This is a genomic window from Mesorhizobium vachelliae, from assembly GCF_033977325.1.
Classification (GTDB): Bacteria; Pseudomonadota; Alphaproteobacteria; order Rhizobiales; family Rhizobiaceae; genus Mesorhizobium; species Mesorhizobium vachelliae.
Map to the genome: position 1 here is coordinate 61615 of NZ_JAVIIR010000001.1, position 15311 is coordinate 76925.

A 15311-nucleotide genomic window follows, 5' to 3' on the forward strand; every position below is an offset into this window, starting at 1 on the left:
CGTTTCACTCGGCTCTTTCCATTTCGGCCGAGTCCACCCATATTCGGGCCATGGCCAAACATCCTGACAAGAAGACGCCTTCGCAAGATGGCGCGCCGAAGCGGCGCAGTCCGCTGACCGAATTCCTCGACGCCGCCGAGCCATTGAAGCCCGGTGGCTTCGCCGAGGCGCCGCAGGCCGAGTTTTCCGGCGCGCCGCTGACCGGTTCGATCTCCGATTGGGCCGGGCAGATCGAGCGCGAGGCGGAGAAGCAGCCGAAGGCGAAAGCCCCGAAGAAGATCCCCGAGCGCTCGTCGGCGCCGGGGCGCACCGCGCGCGGCACATCGATGGGCGGCGCGGCCTCGGCCAAGGAACGCGCGGCGGCCGGCCTCAATCCGGTGGCCGGTCTCGACATCAGCCTGGAGGACGCCGAGTCGGTTTCGTCCAGCGGCGTCACCGCGACCGTCGCGGCGCTGTCGGCGCTGATCGAATCCGGCAATCCGCTGCACAAGGACGGCCAGCTCTGGACACCACACCGTCCGGCACGGCCGGAAAAGTCGGAAGGTGGCATCGCCATCAAGATGGTGTCGGATTTCGAGCCCGCCGGCGACCAGCCGACCGCCATCAAGGACCTCGTCGAGGGCGTCGGCCAGAACGACCGCACCCAGGTGCTGCTCGGCGTCACCGGCTCGGGCAAGACCTTCACCATGGCCAAGGTGATCGAGGAGACGCAGCGCCCTGCCCTGATCCTGGCGCCCAACAAGACCCTGGCCGCGCAGCTCTATGCCGAGTTCAAGAAATTCTTCCCCGAGAACGCGGTCGAGTATTTCGTCTCCTACTACGACTATTACCAGCCGGAAGCCTACGTTCCCCGCACCGACACCTATATCGAGAAGGAATCCTCGATCAACGAGCAGATCGACCGCATGCGCCACTCGGCGACGCGCTCGCTGCTCGAGCGCGACGACGTCATCATCGTCGCCTCCGTGTCCTGCATCTACGGTATCGGCTCGGTCGAGACCTATACGGCCATGACCTTCCAGATGCAGGTCGGCGACCGCCTCGACCAGCGCTCGCTCCTCGCCGACCTCGTCGCCCAGCAATACAAGCGCCAGGACATCAACTTCGTGCGCGGCTCGTTTCGCGTGCGCGGCGATACGATCGAGATCTTCCCGGCCCACCTTGAGGACCGCGCCTGGCGCATCTCGATGTTCGGCGACGAGATCGAGGCGATCACCGAATTCGATCCGCTGACCGGGCAGAAGACCGGCGAGCTGAAGAGCGTCAAGATCTACGCCAACTCGCACTATGTGACGCCGCGCCCGACCTTGAATCAAGCTATCAAGTCGATCAAGGAAGAGCTCAAGCATCGCTTGCAAGAGCTTGAAAAGGCTGGGCGTCTCCTGGAGGCGCAGCGGCTTGAACAGCGCACGCGCTTCGATCTGGAGATGCTGGAGGCGACCGGTTCCTGCGCCGGCATCGAGAACTATTCGCGTTACCTCACCGGCCGCCAGCCGGGCGAACCGCCGCCGACCTTGTTCGAATATGTGCCCGACAATGCGCTGATCTTCATCGATGAAAGCCACGTCACAGTACCGCAGATCGGCGGCATGTATCGCGGCGACTTCCGTCGCAAGGCGACGCTTGCCGAATATGGTTTCCGCCTGCCCTCCTGCATGGACAACCGGCCGCTGCGCTTCGAGGAATGGGACGCCATGCGTCCGCTTTCGGTCGCGGTTTCGGCGACGCCCGGCGGCTGGGAACTCGACCAATCCGGCGGCGTCTTCGCCGAGCAGGTCATCCGCCCGACCGGTCTGATCGACCCGCCGGTCGAGGTGCGCCCGGCCAAGAGCCAGGTCGACGACGTCGTCGGCGAGATCCGCGACACGACCCGGGCCGGCTACCGCACGCTGGTGACCGTGCTGACCAAGCGCATGGCCGAGGACCTGACCGAATACCTGCACGAGAACGGCATCCGCGTCCGCTATATGCACTCCGACATCGACACGCTGGAGCGCATCGAGATTCTGCGCGACCTGCGCCTCGGCGCCTTCGATGTGCTGGTCGGCATCAACCTGCTGCGCGAAGGCCTCGACATTCCCGAATGCGGTTTCGTCGCCATCCTCGATGCCGACAAGGAAGGTTTTTTGCGCTCGGAGACCTCGCTGATCCAGACCATCGGCCGCGCCGCCCGCAATGTCGACGGCAAGGTCATCCTCTACGCCGACCAGATCACCGGCTCGATGGAGCGGGCGATGGCGGAAACCAACCGCCGCCGCGAGAAGCAGATGGAGTGGAACGCGGCCAACGGCATCACGCCGGAATCGGTCAAGTCGCGCATCGCCGACATTCTCGACTCGGTCTACGAGAAGGACCATGTCCGCGCCGACATCTCGCAATTCACCGACGACGCCGGCGCCATGATCGGCAACAACCTCAAGACCCATCTCGAGGCGCTGGACAAGCAGATGCGCGATGCCGCCGCCAATCTCGACTTCGAGAAGGCCGCCCGCATCCGCGACGAGATCAAGCGGCTCCGCGAGATGGAGCTTGCCATCTCCGATGACCCGCTGGCGCGCGAGGTCGAAAGCCAGAGTCCCGCGTCAGGCCGAGAAAAGGGCAAGCACAACAAGGGCGTGGCCAAACATCGTACGGCCGAGGAGCAGGAGCGGTTCCGCAGGCTCGACGAAGCCCGCGCCGCCGAGGAGGCTGCCAAGGCTGCCCGGCCCAACATGTTCCGCAAGCCGCATCTCGACGAGATAGGCGCCGACGGCGCCGTGCCGGTGAAGAAGCCGCTTTTCGCCAAGCCTTCGCTCGACGACATGGGCCCCGGCACCGACATGGCGACGCCGGCGGGCGCGGTGTCACGCTCGCTGTTCAAGAAGCAGACGGCGCAGGAAGCGCATGGCTCCGACTTCGGCATTCCCGGCGACCGCACCAAGCCGCTGTTCCGCAAGAATTCCCTCGACGAGATGACGGTGCGCCGGACGGAAAAACCAGTCGAGGGAAAGAAGCCGGCGAAGCCCCAGCCGATCTCCCCCCAAGTGGGGGAGATGTCCGGCAGGACAGAGGGGGGCGCGAAGGAACGCGACGACAAACCCATTGTCCGCCAGCGTTCTGGCATCGGCTCCTACGAGGACCCAGCCGACGAGCGCCGCCAGAAACGACGGCCAGGCAAGACGGGGCGCCCGGGGCAGTAGCTTTCATTTTGCCGAAATGCTGGCGGGACAGCGCCCCCCTCTGTCCTGCCGGACATCTCCCCCACTTGGGGGGAGATTGGCAGATCCAGCGTCGGCTTTCATCTTGCAGCTCCGGCGATTGGCGGGGCGTCGGCGACAGCTAATCTCCCCCCTCGTGGGGGAGATGGCCGGCAGGCCAGAGGGGGGCGCGAAGGAACGCGGCGACTCCGCTGCGGCTATAGACATCGCCCAACCACTTGCCACCAACCCCTCCCCGGTGTACCCATCTCTCGTCTCGAACGTCTGGAAAGGAGGGCTGCGTGAACTACTACCACCACCGTCAGCGCGGCCCTGTCTGTGCCCTGCGAGCTTGCTTGCAGGGCTGATCAGGACGGTCCGGGAATTTCCCCCGCTTCGATTTTTTGGTCTGCCCTTCGTGGTGCCGCTAGCCTGAGCATGACGCCGGCATGCGCGCCGTCAAAGTGCATCAGCCGGCTTTGCGACCGGCAAGACCAGAGACATCGATATGGCCCTGATCAGCCTCAAATCCCTCGGCGTCACCATGAGTGCGCCGCTGTTTTCCAACCTCGACCTCATCATCGGCGCCGGTGACCGGCTCGGCATCGTCGCGGCCAATGGCCGTGGCAAGTCAACATTGCTCAAATGCCTGGCGGGCGAATTCGAAGCCACCTCCGGCGACATCACTCGATCGCGCGGCCTGCGCGTCGGCCATGTCGAGCAATCCGTCCCCGACGCACTGCTCGGCCGCAGCTTCCATGACGTCGTCGCCAACGCCTTGCCGGCCGAGCAGCGCGACAGCGAGTTGTGGCGCGTGGACGTGGTGCTGGATTCGCTCGAAGTGCCTGAAGACATGCGCGGCCGACCGATGCGGGCGCTCAGCGGCGGCTGGCAGCGGCTGGCGCTGATCGCCCGCGTCTGGGTCACCGATCCGGACGTGCTCCTGCTCGACGAGCCGACCAACCATCTCGACCTCGCCAGGATCAGCCAGCTGGAAACTTGGCTGAACGCGCTGCCGCGCGACGTGCCGGTCATCATCGCCAGCCACGATCGCGCCTTCCTCGACGCCGCCACCAACCGCACGCTGTTTCTGCGCCCGGAAGAATCGCCGGTGTTCGCGCTACCTTATTCGCGCGCTAGGCAGGCGCTCGACGAGCTCGACGCCTCGACGGCGCGCAAGTTCGAGCGCGACATGAAGATCGCCCAGCAGCTGCGCAAGCAGGCCGCCAAGCTCAACAACATCGGCATCAATTCCGGCAGCGACCTTCTGACGGTGAAGACCAGGCAGCTCAAGGAGCGGGCCGAGAAGCTGGAGGATGCCGCCGTGCAAGCGCATCGCGAGCGCTCGGCCGGCGCGATCAGGCTGGCGAACCGCGGCACCCACGCCAAGGTGCTGATCACGCTGGAGGACGCGGCCGTGGAAACCCCCGACGGCACATTGCTGTTCCGGACCGGCGAGCGCCACATCTGCCAAGGCGATCGCATCGTGCTGCTTGGCCGCAATGGTGTCGGCAAGACACGCTTCATCGCGATGGTCCGCGACGCCGTCGCCGAACCGGGATCGGTTGCCAACATCAAGGTGACGCCCTCGACCGTGCTCGGTTACAGCGACCAGGCGCTATCGGGCATCGATGGCGACGACACGCCGCTGGCGATGGTCTCGCGCCGCTTCGAGGTCGGCGAGCAGCGCGCCCGCTCGCTGCTCGCCGGCGCCGGCATCGCCATCGAGATGCAGGAGAGGAAGATCGGCGTGCTGTCCGGCGGACAGAAGTCGAGGCTGATGATGCTGGTGCTCAGGCTCATCCATCCCAATTTCTATCTGCTCGACGAGCCGACCAACCACCTCGACATCGACGGCCAGGAAGCGCTGGAGGACGAGCTGCTGAGGCATCAGGCGAGCTGCCTGCTTGCCTCGCATGACCGCTCCTTCATCCGCGCCGTCGGCAACCGCTTCTGGCTGATCGACAGGCGGCGGCTGACCGAGGTCGACGATCCGGAAGCGTTCTTCCGCTCGGTCGCCGAAACGCCGAACTGAGAGACGATGCATCTGCCGGGCCGATACCGCCGGCCCGGCAGGCGTTGCTGCCCTCCATACTTTTCCACATGCTAAAAAAGCGTATTCTGAATTGCTCAGCCAGGGAGGGAACGGGCCATGCGTGCAGTGGACATCGTCAACAATCTCTACCAGGCCTATGCGGACCGCGACATCGAGGGCGCCCTGGCGCGGTGCTCCGAGGATGTCGTGTTCCGATGGATCGCCGATCCCCGGCAATCGCGCCACGCCGGCACCGCGCACGGCAAGCAGGAATTCCTCTCCAGGCTCCTGGCGCTCGACGATGACTTCGAATACCGGCACTTCGTCCCGGTCGACATCATCGACGGCGGCGACAAGGTGGCCGCGCAGGTCGAGATCCACATGACGCGCCGCGCCACCGGCGAGGAGTTCATCATGCGCACCGCCAATTTCTGGACGGTGCGCGACGGCGAGATCATCGAGATGGTGGAATATTACGACACCGCGCTGGCCGCTTCGGTGTTCTGAAAAAGACCGAGGCGATCTGTCGGATCGCCGATTGCCGCCTCGTCCTTGGGGTGCCGACACGATGATGCCGGCATCAACCAGGGAGAACCAACATGTCGGTACTGTCCTCCATTGGCCGCCTCGCGAACCGCTATGCCACGGCGCGTGCCCGTCATCGCAGCGAGCGCATCCTGCTTTCGCTGCCCGCCGAGCTGCGCAAGGACATCGGCTTTCCGGAGATCTTCGAAACGCGCGAAAGCCGCCGCGCCGCCACCTTCTCGGCGAAGGTCATATAAAGTCGCATATCCAGTGCGATTGTTCGACGGTCGCCCGGACCGTCGGAAACCGGCCCTTTAAGAAATTTTCGGGAGGCATGTAGGATCGCCGCCGCTTCGCCCGTCCTTGGGTGGCAAATCAGATCAAACCCCGTGAAGAGGAACACGAGAATGAACGACCAGACCCCGCCCCGCGCCAAGGTCCTTGGCGGATTGACCCCCTATCTGCAGGTCGACGGCGCCATCAAGGCCGCCGAATTCTACAAGAAGGCTTTCGGCGCGGAGGAAGTGTTCGCCTATCCGCCGGACGACAAGGGCCGCACCATGCACATCCATCTCTATGTCAACGGCTCGACGCTGATGCTGGGCGACGCCTATCCCGAGCACGGCCATCCGCACAAGGCGGCGCAGGGCTACACGCTGCAGCTTCATCTCGGCAGCGACGATATCGATGCCTGGTGGAAACGTGCGGTGGATGCCGGCTGCGAGATCGTCACGCCGCTGCAGGTGATGTTCTGGGGCGACCGCTGGGGCCAGGTGAAAGACCCCTTCGGCGTCGCCTGGGCGATGAATGCGCCGGTGAAGTGAGCCGTCCACCCCTCCCCTTGTGGGAGAGGTCGGATTGCCCCGATTTGCCCTCCGCAATTCGGCTGGCGATCCGGGTGAGGGGTAGCTTGGCGCCAAGCTGGAACACCCCTCATCCGTCTCGGCGCTGCGCGCCGATCCACCACCCGGGGGCGAGCCGCTAGTCTCGCCCCGTCCTTCGGACCCCACAAGGGGGAGAAGGAAGACGCCTCCAAAGGAGTTTCATCATGTCCTATGTCGATGGTTTCGTGCTTGCCGTGCCGAAGGCAAGTCTCGATGCGTACAAGAAAATGGCTGAGAACGCCGGCGCCATCTGGATGGAGCACGGCGCGCTCGCCTATGTCGAATGCACCGGCGACGACGTGCCTTATGGCGAGCTGACCTCGTTCCCGCGCGCCGTGCAGGCGAAGGAGGATGAGGTCGTTATCTTCTCCTGGGTCGTCTACGAGTCGAGGCAGAGCCGCGACGCGGTCATGGCCAAGGTAATGGCCGACGAGCGTCTCAAGATGGACTGGTCCGCAATGCCGTTCGATGGCAAGCGCATGATCTTCGGCGGCTTCCAGCCATTCGTGGAGCTTTGAGGAACTCGGCCCCAAGCTGGATTGAGATTGAGGTCAGGCCGAGTCGAGAATGGTGGTCCCCGAGAACCGGCCTACGCCGGGCCGTAGCCTTCACAGAGCGGAGACGTTTATGAGGGCTTCGGCCGGCGGAGGCCGGAGCGGAGCGTACTTAAAGTACGTGAGCACCGGAAGCGCACGGAACCGCCGTTCGCAGGCCGGCCTCACCTCAATATCAGCCTAGCTTGTCGACCAGCGGCTTCAGCCGGTCCCCATACCGCTTCCACAGATCGACCGAGCCTTGATACATCGGCTGGCGCACCTGCGCGGCGGAAGCGGTGCGCACTGGCCGGTCCGTCTCGTGGAACGACAGCACCTTGTCGTCCCAGGGCAGGCCGAGATACGCCATCAGCGCCCGCGTCTGCCCTTCCTGGTCGGCGACGAAATCCTCATAGCGCACATCGTGCACGACGCCCGGCAGCACCTTGTGCCAATGCACCATGATGTCGGTGTAGAGGTTGTGAAAATCGGCGAGCTCGCCGAGGTCGTAGCCGTAGCGGTGGCTGTCGCCGCGGAAATGCACCTTGAAGATCGACAGGCACGTGGCCGCCGCGTCGCGCGCGCAATGGACGATCTTGGCCTTCGGCAGCATCATGTGCAGGAAGCCGACCAGCAGGAAGTTGCCCGGCATCTTGTCGGTGACATGGCGATAACCCGGATAGCGGTTATGCAGCATGTCGAGATAGGCCTGGCCCGCCTCGGCGTAGGCCTTGTCGGATATGTCGGCGATACCGGCGGGGAAGCCGCCCGGCATGCTCATCGGAAACTGCTTGCCGACGGCCGTCTTCAGGATGTTCAACTCGCCGGCGCCAAGGACCTGTGGGTGGCTGGCGATGATCTGCTCGACCAGCGTGGTGCCGGAACGCGGCATGCCGACGACGAAGATCGGCGTGTCGTCGGAAATGCCGCTTGGCTTGTGCTTCTCGAAGAAGGGCGTGTCGAAGGCCGCCTTCATCGCCTCGAATTCGCCGCGTGTGCGCGCGGGATCGTAGACGATCGCCGTACGGCGGATGGCATTGCCCTCGGCGAAATAGTCGAAAGCGCGGCCATAGTCCTTGAGGTCGTCATTGAGCTTGCCCAGGCCGAAGGAGAGCTGCATGCGCGCCAGGCTGCCCTGCGGCGCCTTGGCGTGCTCGGCCTCCATGCCGGCAAGCTCCTTGTCGCGCCCGGTCTGGCGTTTGACCTGCGTGAGCAGCAGCCAGGCCTTCGCCATGTTCGGGGCGATCGCCAGCGCCTGGCGGGCGAGATCGGCCGCCTCGTCGAGCTTGCCCTTCTCCATCATCGCGACGCCCAGCCCGTAGAGCAGCTCGGCGTCCTTCGGCCGGATCGACAACGCCTCGCGGAACAGCTTGATCGCCTCGTCCAGCCGTCCGGCTTCCTGCAAGGTCTCGGCAAGGCCGATGCGCGCGCGAACATGGAACGGGTTGCGGCCGATCGTGCCGCGATAGATCTCCTCGGCCGCGTCGAGTTGGCCGAGCTGCGTCAGCGACGAACCGAGATTGTCGCGCGCGGCCAGCTGGTCGGGCCGGATATCCACCGCGCCGCGGAAGAAATCGACCGCGGCGGCGACGCGCCCGAGGTCGCGCATGACCGTGCCCATATTGTTGAGGAAGTCGGCGTTTTCGGGTTGCAAGGTCACCGACTGCTCGATGAGCTCGAGCCCTTCCTCGCTCCTGCCGGTCTGGTGCAGCAGCAATCCGAGGAAATGCAGCGCCGCGGCATGGTTAGGCTGCTGCCCCAGGACCTGCCGGTAGAGCGCCTCGGCCTCCTGGCGGCGCCCCGCCTGGTGGAATTGCAGCGCCTTTTGCACATACGGATCGAGCGGGCTGGGCGAGCCACCAGGCCTGCCGCCGGCGTTTGCCGCTCTTCTGTGATCTTTGCTAATGGGAAACCTGCCGTATTTGTTGGTCCGCCGGACCTAAGCCATGCGGGCAAGAGATTCAAGACAAAGCGTCAGTGCGCGTCGTGGTGTCCATTTGCGCAGATGGGCACCACCGTTTTTCAGCAGGGTCCGCCGCCGACGATGCGATAGTCCGCCGCGCGCGCCTCGCACGCGTTCGGGAAGGTGCGCATTTGCCCGTGGCGCCTCGCGCAGACCGGAGCGTATTCGCGCGTGCAGAATGTCTGCTCTCCACCACCACCGCCGTCGCGGCAAGGACCGTCCCGCACGATGCGGTAACCTTCCCGTTCGGCCAGGCAGGCATTGGCGAAGGTATGGCGGTCGCCGCCGCGCCGGGCGCAGACCGGTTGGTATTGCATGGTGCAGAGCTGAGGATGCGGCCGGGGCGGCCGCGGGCGAGGGCCATCGTCGACGACGACGGTGCAGGCTGCCAGCAGCGCGGACAGCATGACCATGACAACACCCTGCCGCGAGACCGCAAGAAATCGCATATGTCCCTCCTCCATCCCGGCGCATGACACCGGCTCGCGATATCCTCGCATTCCCCACCACAAACGCAACCACCGTTTGTGGACCCGGGAAAACGGCCTTCGCACTGGCCTATGCTTGGCTCGTCTCTGGCCGATGACCCGCGGTGGCACCGGGTCTATCGAGGCCCCAGCGTTGGGCGCGCCGCAGGCCGCCCGCGAGCGTCGTATTGCAACCTTCACGTTTCCGTGTAATAAAAATCACGTTCGGGCATTTGCGACCCGGAGAGCGGAACGTTTTGGACGACCTTTCCCCGATAAGTGTGAATCTCTGACAACCCCGTTTTTCGGCGGGGGGTTTGACCATGCGCAAATGCATGACTGCCGAAGCAACCACCGGGATTTGCCCAAGGCGCGAGGCAGCGGGCAAACCACAAGACTGACACGGGTGAAGGAGTTTTCCCCAATGGCCCAGACCGGTACCGTAAAGTTCTTCAATGCCACCAAAGGCTTCGGCTTCATCACGCCGGACGGCGGCGCCAAGGACGTGTTCGTCCACATCTCCGCGATCGAGGCTTCCGGCCTGCGCACGTTGGTCGACGGCCAGAAGGTCACCTTCGACGTCGAGCCCGACCGCATGGGCAAAGGCCCGAAGGCGGTCAACCTGCGCGCCGCCTGATCGCCAGAGCGGCCTGTCCTTGCGCATGCAATGATGCGGCGGGAGCATAAATCGGCTTGCGGGCAGGCCCGAAATTGCGAAGGCGCGACGGAACCGTCGCGCCTTTTTCGCACGCAAATGCTTGGATCGGCAGGCGAAAACTTTCTCTTGCCGATAGCGCTAAAATAAAGGACAAATTTCCTCTCGGGCAGTTTGCCGGCCCGAGACTTGACTTGATGGGATCAAAGGAGTTTCCCATGCCGCAGACCGGCACCGTCAAATTCTTCAACCATGCCAAGGGCTTCGGCTTCATCACGCCCGATGATGGCGCGAAGGATGTCTTCGTCCACATTTCGGCCGTGCAGGCGTCGGGCCTTCCCGGTCTTGAGGATGGGCAGAAAGTGACATTCGACACCGAGCCGGACAAGCGCGGCAAGGGTCCGAAGGCCGTCAATCTGTCGATCGGCTAAGCCGGCTCGAGACGGATCCGACGGAGGCTATGTCAGGCGGGGCCGCTCCCGCCCGGTATTGGGCTGTGCCCAAGCATCTAAGTCGCCCAGCTCGAAAATCGCCAGCCTCAAAAAATCGCCAGTCTCAAAGAGTCGCCAGTCTCAAAAAATGGCTTGGGCCCGGTCCCGTTCAGCCTCCGTTCAGCCACGGTCTCCTATTAATCTTTGCTAAAGCCGGCTCGCATCCCCGAAAAAATGCGCGGGCCGGCGCGAAGGAGACCGAAAATGAACCGTTTTCTCAAGACCGCCATCCTGAGCGTTGGCATTGCCGCGACCACTTTGGCCACCTTCTCGGGGGCCAATGCGGACGACTGGCGCTGGCACCATCATCGTGATCGTGGCGGAGACGCCCTCGCCGCCGGTGTTGTCGGCCTCGCGGCAGGCGCCCTGATCGGCAGCGCGCTGAGCAACCCCGGCCCGCGCTATTACGATCCGGCCTATGATGACGGTTATTACGTCGACCGGCCGGTTCGCCGCTACTACGTGCAGCAGCCGCGTGTCGTCTACGCCGACCGCTACGCCGAACCGTGGACCCGTGGCTGGTACGAGTATTGCTCGGACCGCTACCGCACCTTCAACTCGCGCACCGGCACCTTCACCGGCAATGACGGCGCCCAGCATTTCTGCGTCGCCAACTGAGCGAAGCTACCGAAGCTTCGAGTAATCGCTGGGTTCCCTGCCCACGAAAGCGCCGCCTCGAGCGGCGCTTTTCTTTGCTTTGCTTGCAGGTCAGGTCAGAAACGGATTGGTCCGCCTTTCATCGCCAAAACGGCTGCCTGGACCATGGCCGCAGATGAAGCCGATATCGTCGCCAAGCGGCAGAAGCTTTTGCTTGATCGAGGCGATCAGGGCGGCGTGGTCGCCACCGGGCAGATCGGTGCGCCCGATCGAGCCGCGAAACAGCACGTCGCCGACATGCGCGAATTTGGCCGCGCGGTTGTAGTAGACGACATGCCCCGGCGCATGCCCAGGGCAATGCAGCACCTCGAACTGGTGGCCGCCGAAAGATACGACCTCGCCTTCGGTCAGAAAACGGTCCGGCACGCAATTGCGCACTGGGTCGGTGAGGCCGAAGCGCCTGGCCTGGTTCTCCAGATTGGCAAGCAGTGGCTTGTCGGCCTCGTGCGGGCCGACAATGTCGATGCCGAGCGCATCCTTGAGCTCCATCGCACCGCCGGCATGGTCGATATGGCCATGCGTGATCCAGATCGCGCCGGCGCTGATGGCATTGTCCTTCAGCACCGACAGTATCTTGTCGACATCGCCGCCGGGATCGACGACGACGCCCGTCTTGTCGTCCATATCGAACAAAATGGTGCAGTTCTGCTGGAACGGCGTGACCGGCACGATACCGGCATTGAGCTGACCCATCGCTTTCCTTTCTCGAGCAATTCCAGGAAAAGTGTGACACGGTTTAGGCTCGGCGCCTTCGCCGTAGCCTCCGTCCGGAATTGCGCCAAACGGGAGGAACGGTTTGCCGTTTCCGCGAAACGGTGCACCGCTCCAAGTGTGATCTTGATGTAGAGGCCATGGCGGGCCGCGTCCACCATCGAGCCGAGCGAACGGCCCTAAAGCATGCCATCGAAAGTGGGAACCGGCTTTGGGATAAAGACACGCGTAAAATCAAAAACCTAAAGCCCATGGAGCGAATCTGAAAGATCGCGACGCGCTTTAGAAAAGAAATGGGCGGCCGGAGCCGCCCATGCTGAGGCCCGAGGGGTAATCCCGGCCTATTTCTTCATGGCGCCCATGACCGCGCCGATGATGCCGGTCAGGATGGCGCCGCCGCCGGCGCCGCCGACGATGTTCTGGATGTTCAGCGAGCTGCCCAAACCGCCGGCGGCCGCTGCCGCCGCCGCCGGATCGACCGTGCCATGGCCCAGCAGGCTGCCCAGGATGGCCGCGCCGCCGACGCCGCCGATCGCGCCGCCGAGGATTTTAGGAAGCTGACCCATCGCCGCTTGGCTCAGCGCCGCGCCGACTGCCTGACCGCCGATGACACCCGTAATCACCTGAATAACGATCGCAACGAGCGTGTTCGTATCCATGTACCTAGTCCCTCCATAGCCGCCAGCCTCCTCGGGCCGACACCATCATGAGACGCCGAATTGTTCGAAAGTCAAATGCGCAGGCGCTTAAATAAAAGGGGCGGCCCGAAAACCGCCCCTATTGCACAAAAAAGCTGTGACTATCGCTATTCTGCGGCAATCGCATGCTTTGGCTGCACCGCAGCCGAATAGTCATTCATCAACGTCTTGGCTATCTCGCCAACCTCGAATCGGTACGGACCGATCTCCGAAACCGGTGTGACCTCGGCCGCCGTCCCGGTGAGGAAGCATTGCTCGAAACCTTCGAGCTCCTCAGGCATGATGGCGCGCTCGACCAGCTCGAAACCGCGATCCTTCGCCAGGCCGATCACCGTGCGGCGGGTTATGCCGTCGAGGAAGCAGTCGGGCGTGGGCGTATGGATCTTGCCGTCCTTGACGAAGAAGATGTTGGCGCCTGTGGCTTCCGCCACCTGGCCGCGCCAATCGAGCATCATGGCGTCGGCGTAGCCCTTGGCCTCCGCGGCGTGCTTTGACAGTGTGCAGATCATGTAGAGGCCGGCGGCCTTCGACTTCGACGGTGCGGTGCGCGGATCGGGCCGGCGCCACTCGGCGACATCGAGGCGGATGCCCTTGAGCTTCTGCGCGGGGTCGAAATAGCTCGGCCATTGCCAGATGGCGATGGCGCAGTTGATGCGGTTGTTCTGGGCCGAGACGCCCATCTGCTCGCTGCCGCGCCAGGCGATCGGGCGCACATAGGCGTCCTGGAAACCCTGCTTCTTCAAAAGCGTGCGGCAGGCTTCGTCGATCTCGGCGACCGGATAAGGAATCTTGAAGCCCAAGATGCGCGCCGATTCATGCAGGCGCTCATTATGCTCGGTCAGCTTGAAGATCTGGCCGCCATAGGCGCGCTCGCCCTCGAAGACGGCGCTGGCATAGTGCAGGCCATGGGTCAGCACATGGATCTTGGCGTCGGCCCATTTGACGAACTCGCCGTTCATCCAGATGAAGCCATCCAATTGATCGAAGGGAACGGATGCCATGGAAACCTCCCGCGGGCAGGCGCCCGCAAATCGTTGTGTTTTAAAGCCTTTCGCATCGGCCCCGCTACAGGATCCGAAACGCCGGCCAATGCTTGAAAGCGTAGGCGGATATTCAATTCCTGGCAAACTCAGGAAGTTCCGGAAAAACGGCTTCCACTTGCCTTTTCGTTCGCAATCCGCCGAAAAGCTTGTCAAAAATTATCATTGCCCGAAAATTACGTCAATAGTACTGACATAATTCCGCCTTGCATGGAGAAATGATGACGGATCCAAGCCCCGCAGCCGGAAAACCGATCAGGACGGCGATCGCCGACGAGGACGGCATCGACTTCGCCATCATCGAATTATTTTTCTTCGCCTACCGCGATTTCACCTCCGACCCGGACCAGATCCTCGCCGAATACGGCTTCGGCCGCGCCCATCATCGCGTGCTGCATTTCGTCAACCGCAGGCCGGGCCTCACCGTCGCCGAACTGCTCGATGTGCTGAAGATCACCAAGCAAAGCCTGGCGCGGGTCTTGAAGCAGTTGATCGACACTGACCATATTGTCCAGGTGCAAGGTCCGCGTGACCGCCGGCAGCGCGAGCTTTACCCGACCGCCAAGGGTCGCGCGCTGGCCTTGGCGCTGGCGCGGCCACAGTCGCGCCGCATCCGTGCGGCATTGGAGGATTCCGGAGCCACCGAACGCGCCACGATCGAGCGATTCCTGGAAGCGATGGTCAATCCGGAACTAAGAGCGCAGATCGACATTGTGCCTGCGCAAACATCGGGGAAGAACCATGGAGACCATTGAGAAGGTTGATCATCCGGCCGCGCCCGACGATGACGCGCCGCACCTCTTGGTTGTCGATGACGACACACGTATCCGCAACCTGCTCAAGCAGTATCTGTCCGAGAACGGTTTTCGCGTCACCGTCGCCGGCAATTCCGGCGAGGCCAGACGCAAGCTCGCCGGCCTCGACTTCGACCTTTTGGTGCTCGACGTCATGATGCCGGGCGAGACCGGCGTCGACCTCACCAAGGCGCTGCGGGCCGAAAAGAACGTGCCGATCCTGATGCTGACGGCGCTGTCCGAGACCGACAGCCGCATCACCGGGCTGGAAGCCGGCGCCGATGATTACCTGCCGAAGCCGTTCGATCCGCGCGAGCTCATCCTGCGCATCAACAACATCCTGCGCCGTGGCGGCCCGGCCGCGACGCCGAAGGTGGAGCAGCTGGTGTTCGGACCCTACACGTTCCAGATCGCCAAGCGCGAATTGAAGCGCGGCGGCGAGGCGCTTAAGCTGACCGATCGCGAGCAGGAGATCCTGGCGATCTTCGCCGCGCGGGCGGGCGAGACCATACCGCGCCATGAGCTGGTGGGCGATGAATCGGATGTCGGCGAGCGCACCATCGACGTTCAGATCAACCGGCTGCGCCGCAAGATCGAGCGCGATCCGTCCAATCCGGTGTGGCTGCAGACGGTGCGCGGTATTGGGTATCGGCTCAGCGTCGAATAAATTACCGTCGAAGGC

Annotated in this window: 16 protein-coding genes; 11 read left to right on the forward strand and 5 right to left on the reverse strand. The window is 63.7% G+C overall.

Annotation, left to right across the window (positions count from 1 at the left end; genetic code table 11):
• Nucleotides 1-50 precede the first annotated feature (50 nt).
• From uvrB to RFM41_RS00355, 6 genes are all read left to right on the forward strand, one after another.
• Entirely contained in the window at nucleotides 51-3179 is a 3129-nt protein-coding gene (gene uvrB, locus RFM41_RS00330) for an excinuclease ABC subunit UvrB (protein WP_320245553.1), read from the forward strand.
• 505 nt (nucleotides 3180-3684) lie between these two features.
• Entirely contained in the window at nucleotides 3685-5211 is a 1527-nt protein-coding gene (locus tag RFM41_RS00335) for an ABC-F family ATP-binding cassette domain-containing protein (RefSeq protein WP_320245554.1), read from the forward strand.
• A 117-nt stretch (nucleotides 5212-5328) separates the two neighbouring features.
• Complete coding sequence (locus tag RFM41_RS00340; protein ID WP_320245555.1) at nucleotides 5329-5718, forward strand: nuclear transport factor 2 family protein; 390 nt, start codon at nucleotides 5329-5331, stop codon at nucleotides 5716-5718.
• Between the two features lie 92 nt (nucleotides 5719-5810).
• Complete coding sequence (locus tag RFM41_RS00345) at nucleotides 5811-5993, forward strand: hypothetical protein (RefSeq protein ID WP_320245556.1); 183 nt, start codon at nucleotides 5811-5813, stop codon at nucleotides 5991-5993.
• 150 nt (nucleotides 5994-6143) lie between these two features.
• Nucleotides 6144-6560, forward strand: coding sequence for a VOC family protein (locus tag RFM41_RS00350; RefSeq protein WP_320245557.1), 417 nt, complete (start codon nucleotides 6144-6146; stop codon nucleotides 6558-6560).
• Nucleotides 6561-6784: 224 nt separating this feature from the next.
• The gene (locus RFM41_RS00355) at nucleotides 6785-7138 is read left to right on the forward strand and encodes a DUF1428 domain-containing protein (protein ID WP_320245558.1); all 354 of its coding nucleotides are present in this window, start codon (nucleotides 6785-6787) and stop codon (nucleotides 7136-7138) included.
• A 211-nt stretch (nucleotides 7139-7349) separates the two neighbouring features.
• Here RFM41_RS00355 and RFM41_RS00360 read toward each other — a convergent pair whose 3' ends face one another.
• Both RFM41_RS00360 and RFM41_RS00365 read right to left on the reverse strand, forming a co-directional pair.
• On the reverse strand, nucleotides 7350-8984 hold the full coding sequence (locus RFM41_RS00360; protein WP_320245559.1) for a tetratricopeptide repeat-containing sulfotransferase family protein: 1635 nt from the start codon (nucleotides 8982-8984) through the stop codon (nucleotides 7350-7352).
• 191 nt (nucleotides 8985-9175) lie between these two features.
• Nucleotides 9176-9565: a Kazal-type serine protease inhibitor domain-containing protein gene (locus RFM41_RS00365; RefSeq protein WP_320245560.1), complete on the reverse strand. Its 390-nt coding sequence runs from the start codon at nucleotides 9563-9565 to the stop codon at nucleotides 9176-9178.
• 442 nt (nucleotides 9566-10007) lie between these two features.
• Between RFM41_RS00365 and RFM41_RS00370 the strand changes: the two genes are divergently transcribed.
• The 3 genes from RFM41_RS00370 (at nucleotide 10008) to RFM41_RS00380 (ending at nucleotide 11347) form a co-directional block, all read left to right on the forward strand.
• A complete protein-coding gene (locus RFM41_RS00370) occupies nucleotides 10008-10220 on the forward strand; it encodes a cold-shock protein (protein WP_006202520.1) in 213 nt (70 codons plus the stop codon).
• A 236-nt stretch (nucleotides 10221-10456) separates the two neighbouring features.
• Nucleotides 10457-10669, forward strand: coding sequence for a cold-shock protein (locus RFM41_RS00375; protein WP_006202521.1), 213 nt, complete (start codon nucleotides 10457-10459; stop codon nucleotides 10667-10669).
• Between the two features lie 264 nt (nucleotides 10670-10933).
• On the forward strand, nucleotides 10934-11347 hold the full coding sequence (locus RFM41_RS00380) for a BA14K family protein (protein WP_320245561.1): 414 nt from the start codon (nucleotides 10934-10936) through the stop codon (nucleotides 11345-11347).
• 90 nt (nucleotides 11348-11437) lie between these two features.
• Here the strand turns inward: RFM41_RS00380 and RFM41_RS00385 are convergent, their stop codons facing one another.
• The 3 genes from RFM41_RS00385 to RFM41_RS00395 form a co-directional block, all read right to left on the reverse strand.
• On the reverse strand, nucleotides 11438-12079 hold the full coding sequence (locus RFM41_RS00385) for an MBL fold metallo-hydrolase (protein ID WP_320245562.1): 642 nt from the start codon (nucleotides 12077-12079) through the stop codon (nucleotides 11438-11440).
• Between the two features lie 359 nt (nucleotides 12080-12438).
• Nucleotides 12439-12756, reverse strand: coding sequence for a hypothetical protein (locus tag RFM41_RS00390; protein WP_320245563.1), 318 nt, complete (start codon nucleotides 12754-12756; stop codon nucleotides 12439-12441).
• A gap of 146 nt (nucleotides 12757-12902) precedes the next feature.
• Complete coding sequence (locus tag RFM41_RS00395) at nucleotides 12903-13796, reverse strand: branched-chain amino acid aminotransferase (RefSeq protein WP_320245564.1); 894 nt, start codon at nucleotides 13794-13796, stop codon at nucleotides 12903-12905.
• Nucleotides 13797-14056: 260 nt separating this feature from the next.
• Between RFM41_RS00395 and RFM41_RS00400 the strand changes: the two genes are divergently transcribed.
• The gene (locus tag RFM41_RS00400) at nucleotides 14057-14590 is read left to right on the forward strand and encodes a MarR family winged helix-turn-helix transcriptional regulator (RefSeq protein WP_224516706.1); all 534 of its coding nucleotides are present in this window, start codon (nucleotides 14057-14059) and stop codon (nucleotides 14588-14590) included.
• On the forward strand, nucleotides 14577-15296 hold the full coding sequence (locus tag RFM41_RS00405; protein WP_040989639.1) for a response regulator: 720 nt from the start codon (nucleotides 14577-14579) through the stop codon (nucleotides 15294-15296). The genes RFM41_RS00400 and RFM41_RS00405 overlap by 14 nt, the downstream gene beginning before the upstream one ends.
• Nucleotides 15297-15311 lie beyond the last annotated feature (15 nt).

What these genes read in the sequence shown, in the direction of transcription:
- uvrB (WP_320245553.1), top strand. Translation starts at nt 51, where the DNA reads ATGGCCAAACATCCTGACAAGAAGACGCCTTCGCAAGATGGCGCGCCG.
- RFM41_RS00335 (WP_320245554.1), top strand. Translation starts at nt 3,685, where the DNA reads ATGGCCCTGATCAGCCTCAAATCCCTCGGCGTCACCATGAGTGCGCCG.
- RFM41_RS00340 (WP_320245555.1), top strand. Translation starts at nt 5,329, where the DNA reads ATGCGTGCAGTGGACATCGTCAACAATCTCTACCAGGCCTATGCGGAC.
- RFM41_RS00345 (WP_320245556.1), top strand. Translation starts at nt 5,811, where the DNA reads ATGTCGGTACTGTCCTCCATTGGCCGCCTCGCGAACCGCTATGCCACG.
- RFM41_RS00350 (WP_320245557.1), top strand. Translation starts at nt 6,144, where the DNA reads ATGAACGACCAGACCCCGCCCCGCGCCAAGGTCCTTGGCGGATTGACC.
- RFM41_RS00355 (WP_320245558.1), top strand. Translation starts at nt 6,785, where the DNA reads ATGTCCTATGTCGATGGTTTCGTGCTTGCCGTGCCGAAGGCAAGTCTC.
- RFM41_RS00365 (WP_320245560.1), bottom strand. Translation starts at nt 9,565, where the DNA reads ATGCGATTTCTTGCGGTCTCGCGGCAGGGTGTTGTCATGGTCATGCTG.
- RFM41_RS00370 (WP_006202520.1), top strand. Translation starts at nt 10,008, where the DNA reads ATGGCCCAGACCGGTACCGTAAAGTTCTTCAATGCCACCAAAGGCTTC.
- RFM41_RS00375 (WP_006202521.1), top strand. Translation starts at nt 10,457, where the DNA reads ATGCCGCAGACCGGCACCGTCAAATTCTTCAACCATGCCAAGGGCTTC.
- RFM41_RS00380 (WP_320245561.1), top strand. Translation starts at nt 10,934, where the DNA reads ATGAACCGTTTTCTCAAGACCGCCATCCTGAGCGTTGGCATTGCCGCG.
- RFM41_RS00385 (WP_320245562.1), bottom strand. Translation starts at nt 12,079, where the DNA reads ATGGGTCAGCTCAATGCCGGTATCGTGCCGGTCACGCCGTTCCAGCAG.
- RFM41_RS00390 (WP_320245563.1), bottom strand. Translation starts at nt 12,756, where the DNA reads ATGGATACGAACACGCTCGTTGCGATCGTTATTCAGGTGATTACGGGT.
- RFM41_RS00395 (WP_320245564.1), bottom strand. Translation starts at nt 13,796, where the DNA reads ATGGCATCCGTTCCCTTCGATCAATTGGATGGCTTCATCTGGATGAAC.
- RFM41_RS00400 (WP_224516706.1), top strand. Translation starts at nt 14,057, where the DNA reads ATGACGGATCCAAGCCCCGCAGCCGGAAAACCGATCAGGACGGCGATC.
- RFM41_RS00405 (WP_040989639.1), top strand. Translation starts at nt 14,577, where the DNA reads ATGGAGACCATTGAGAAGGTTGATCATCCGGCCGCGCCCGACGATGAC.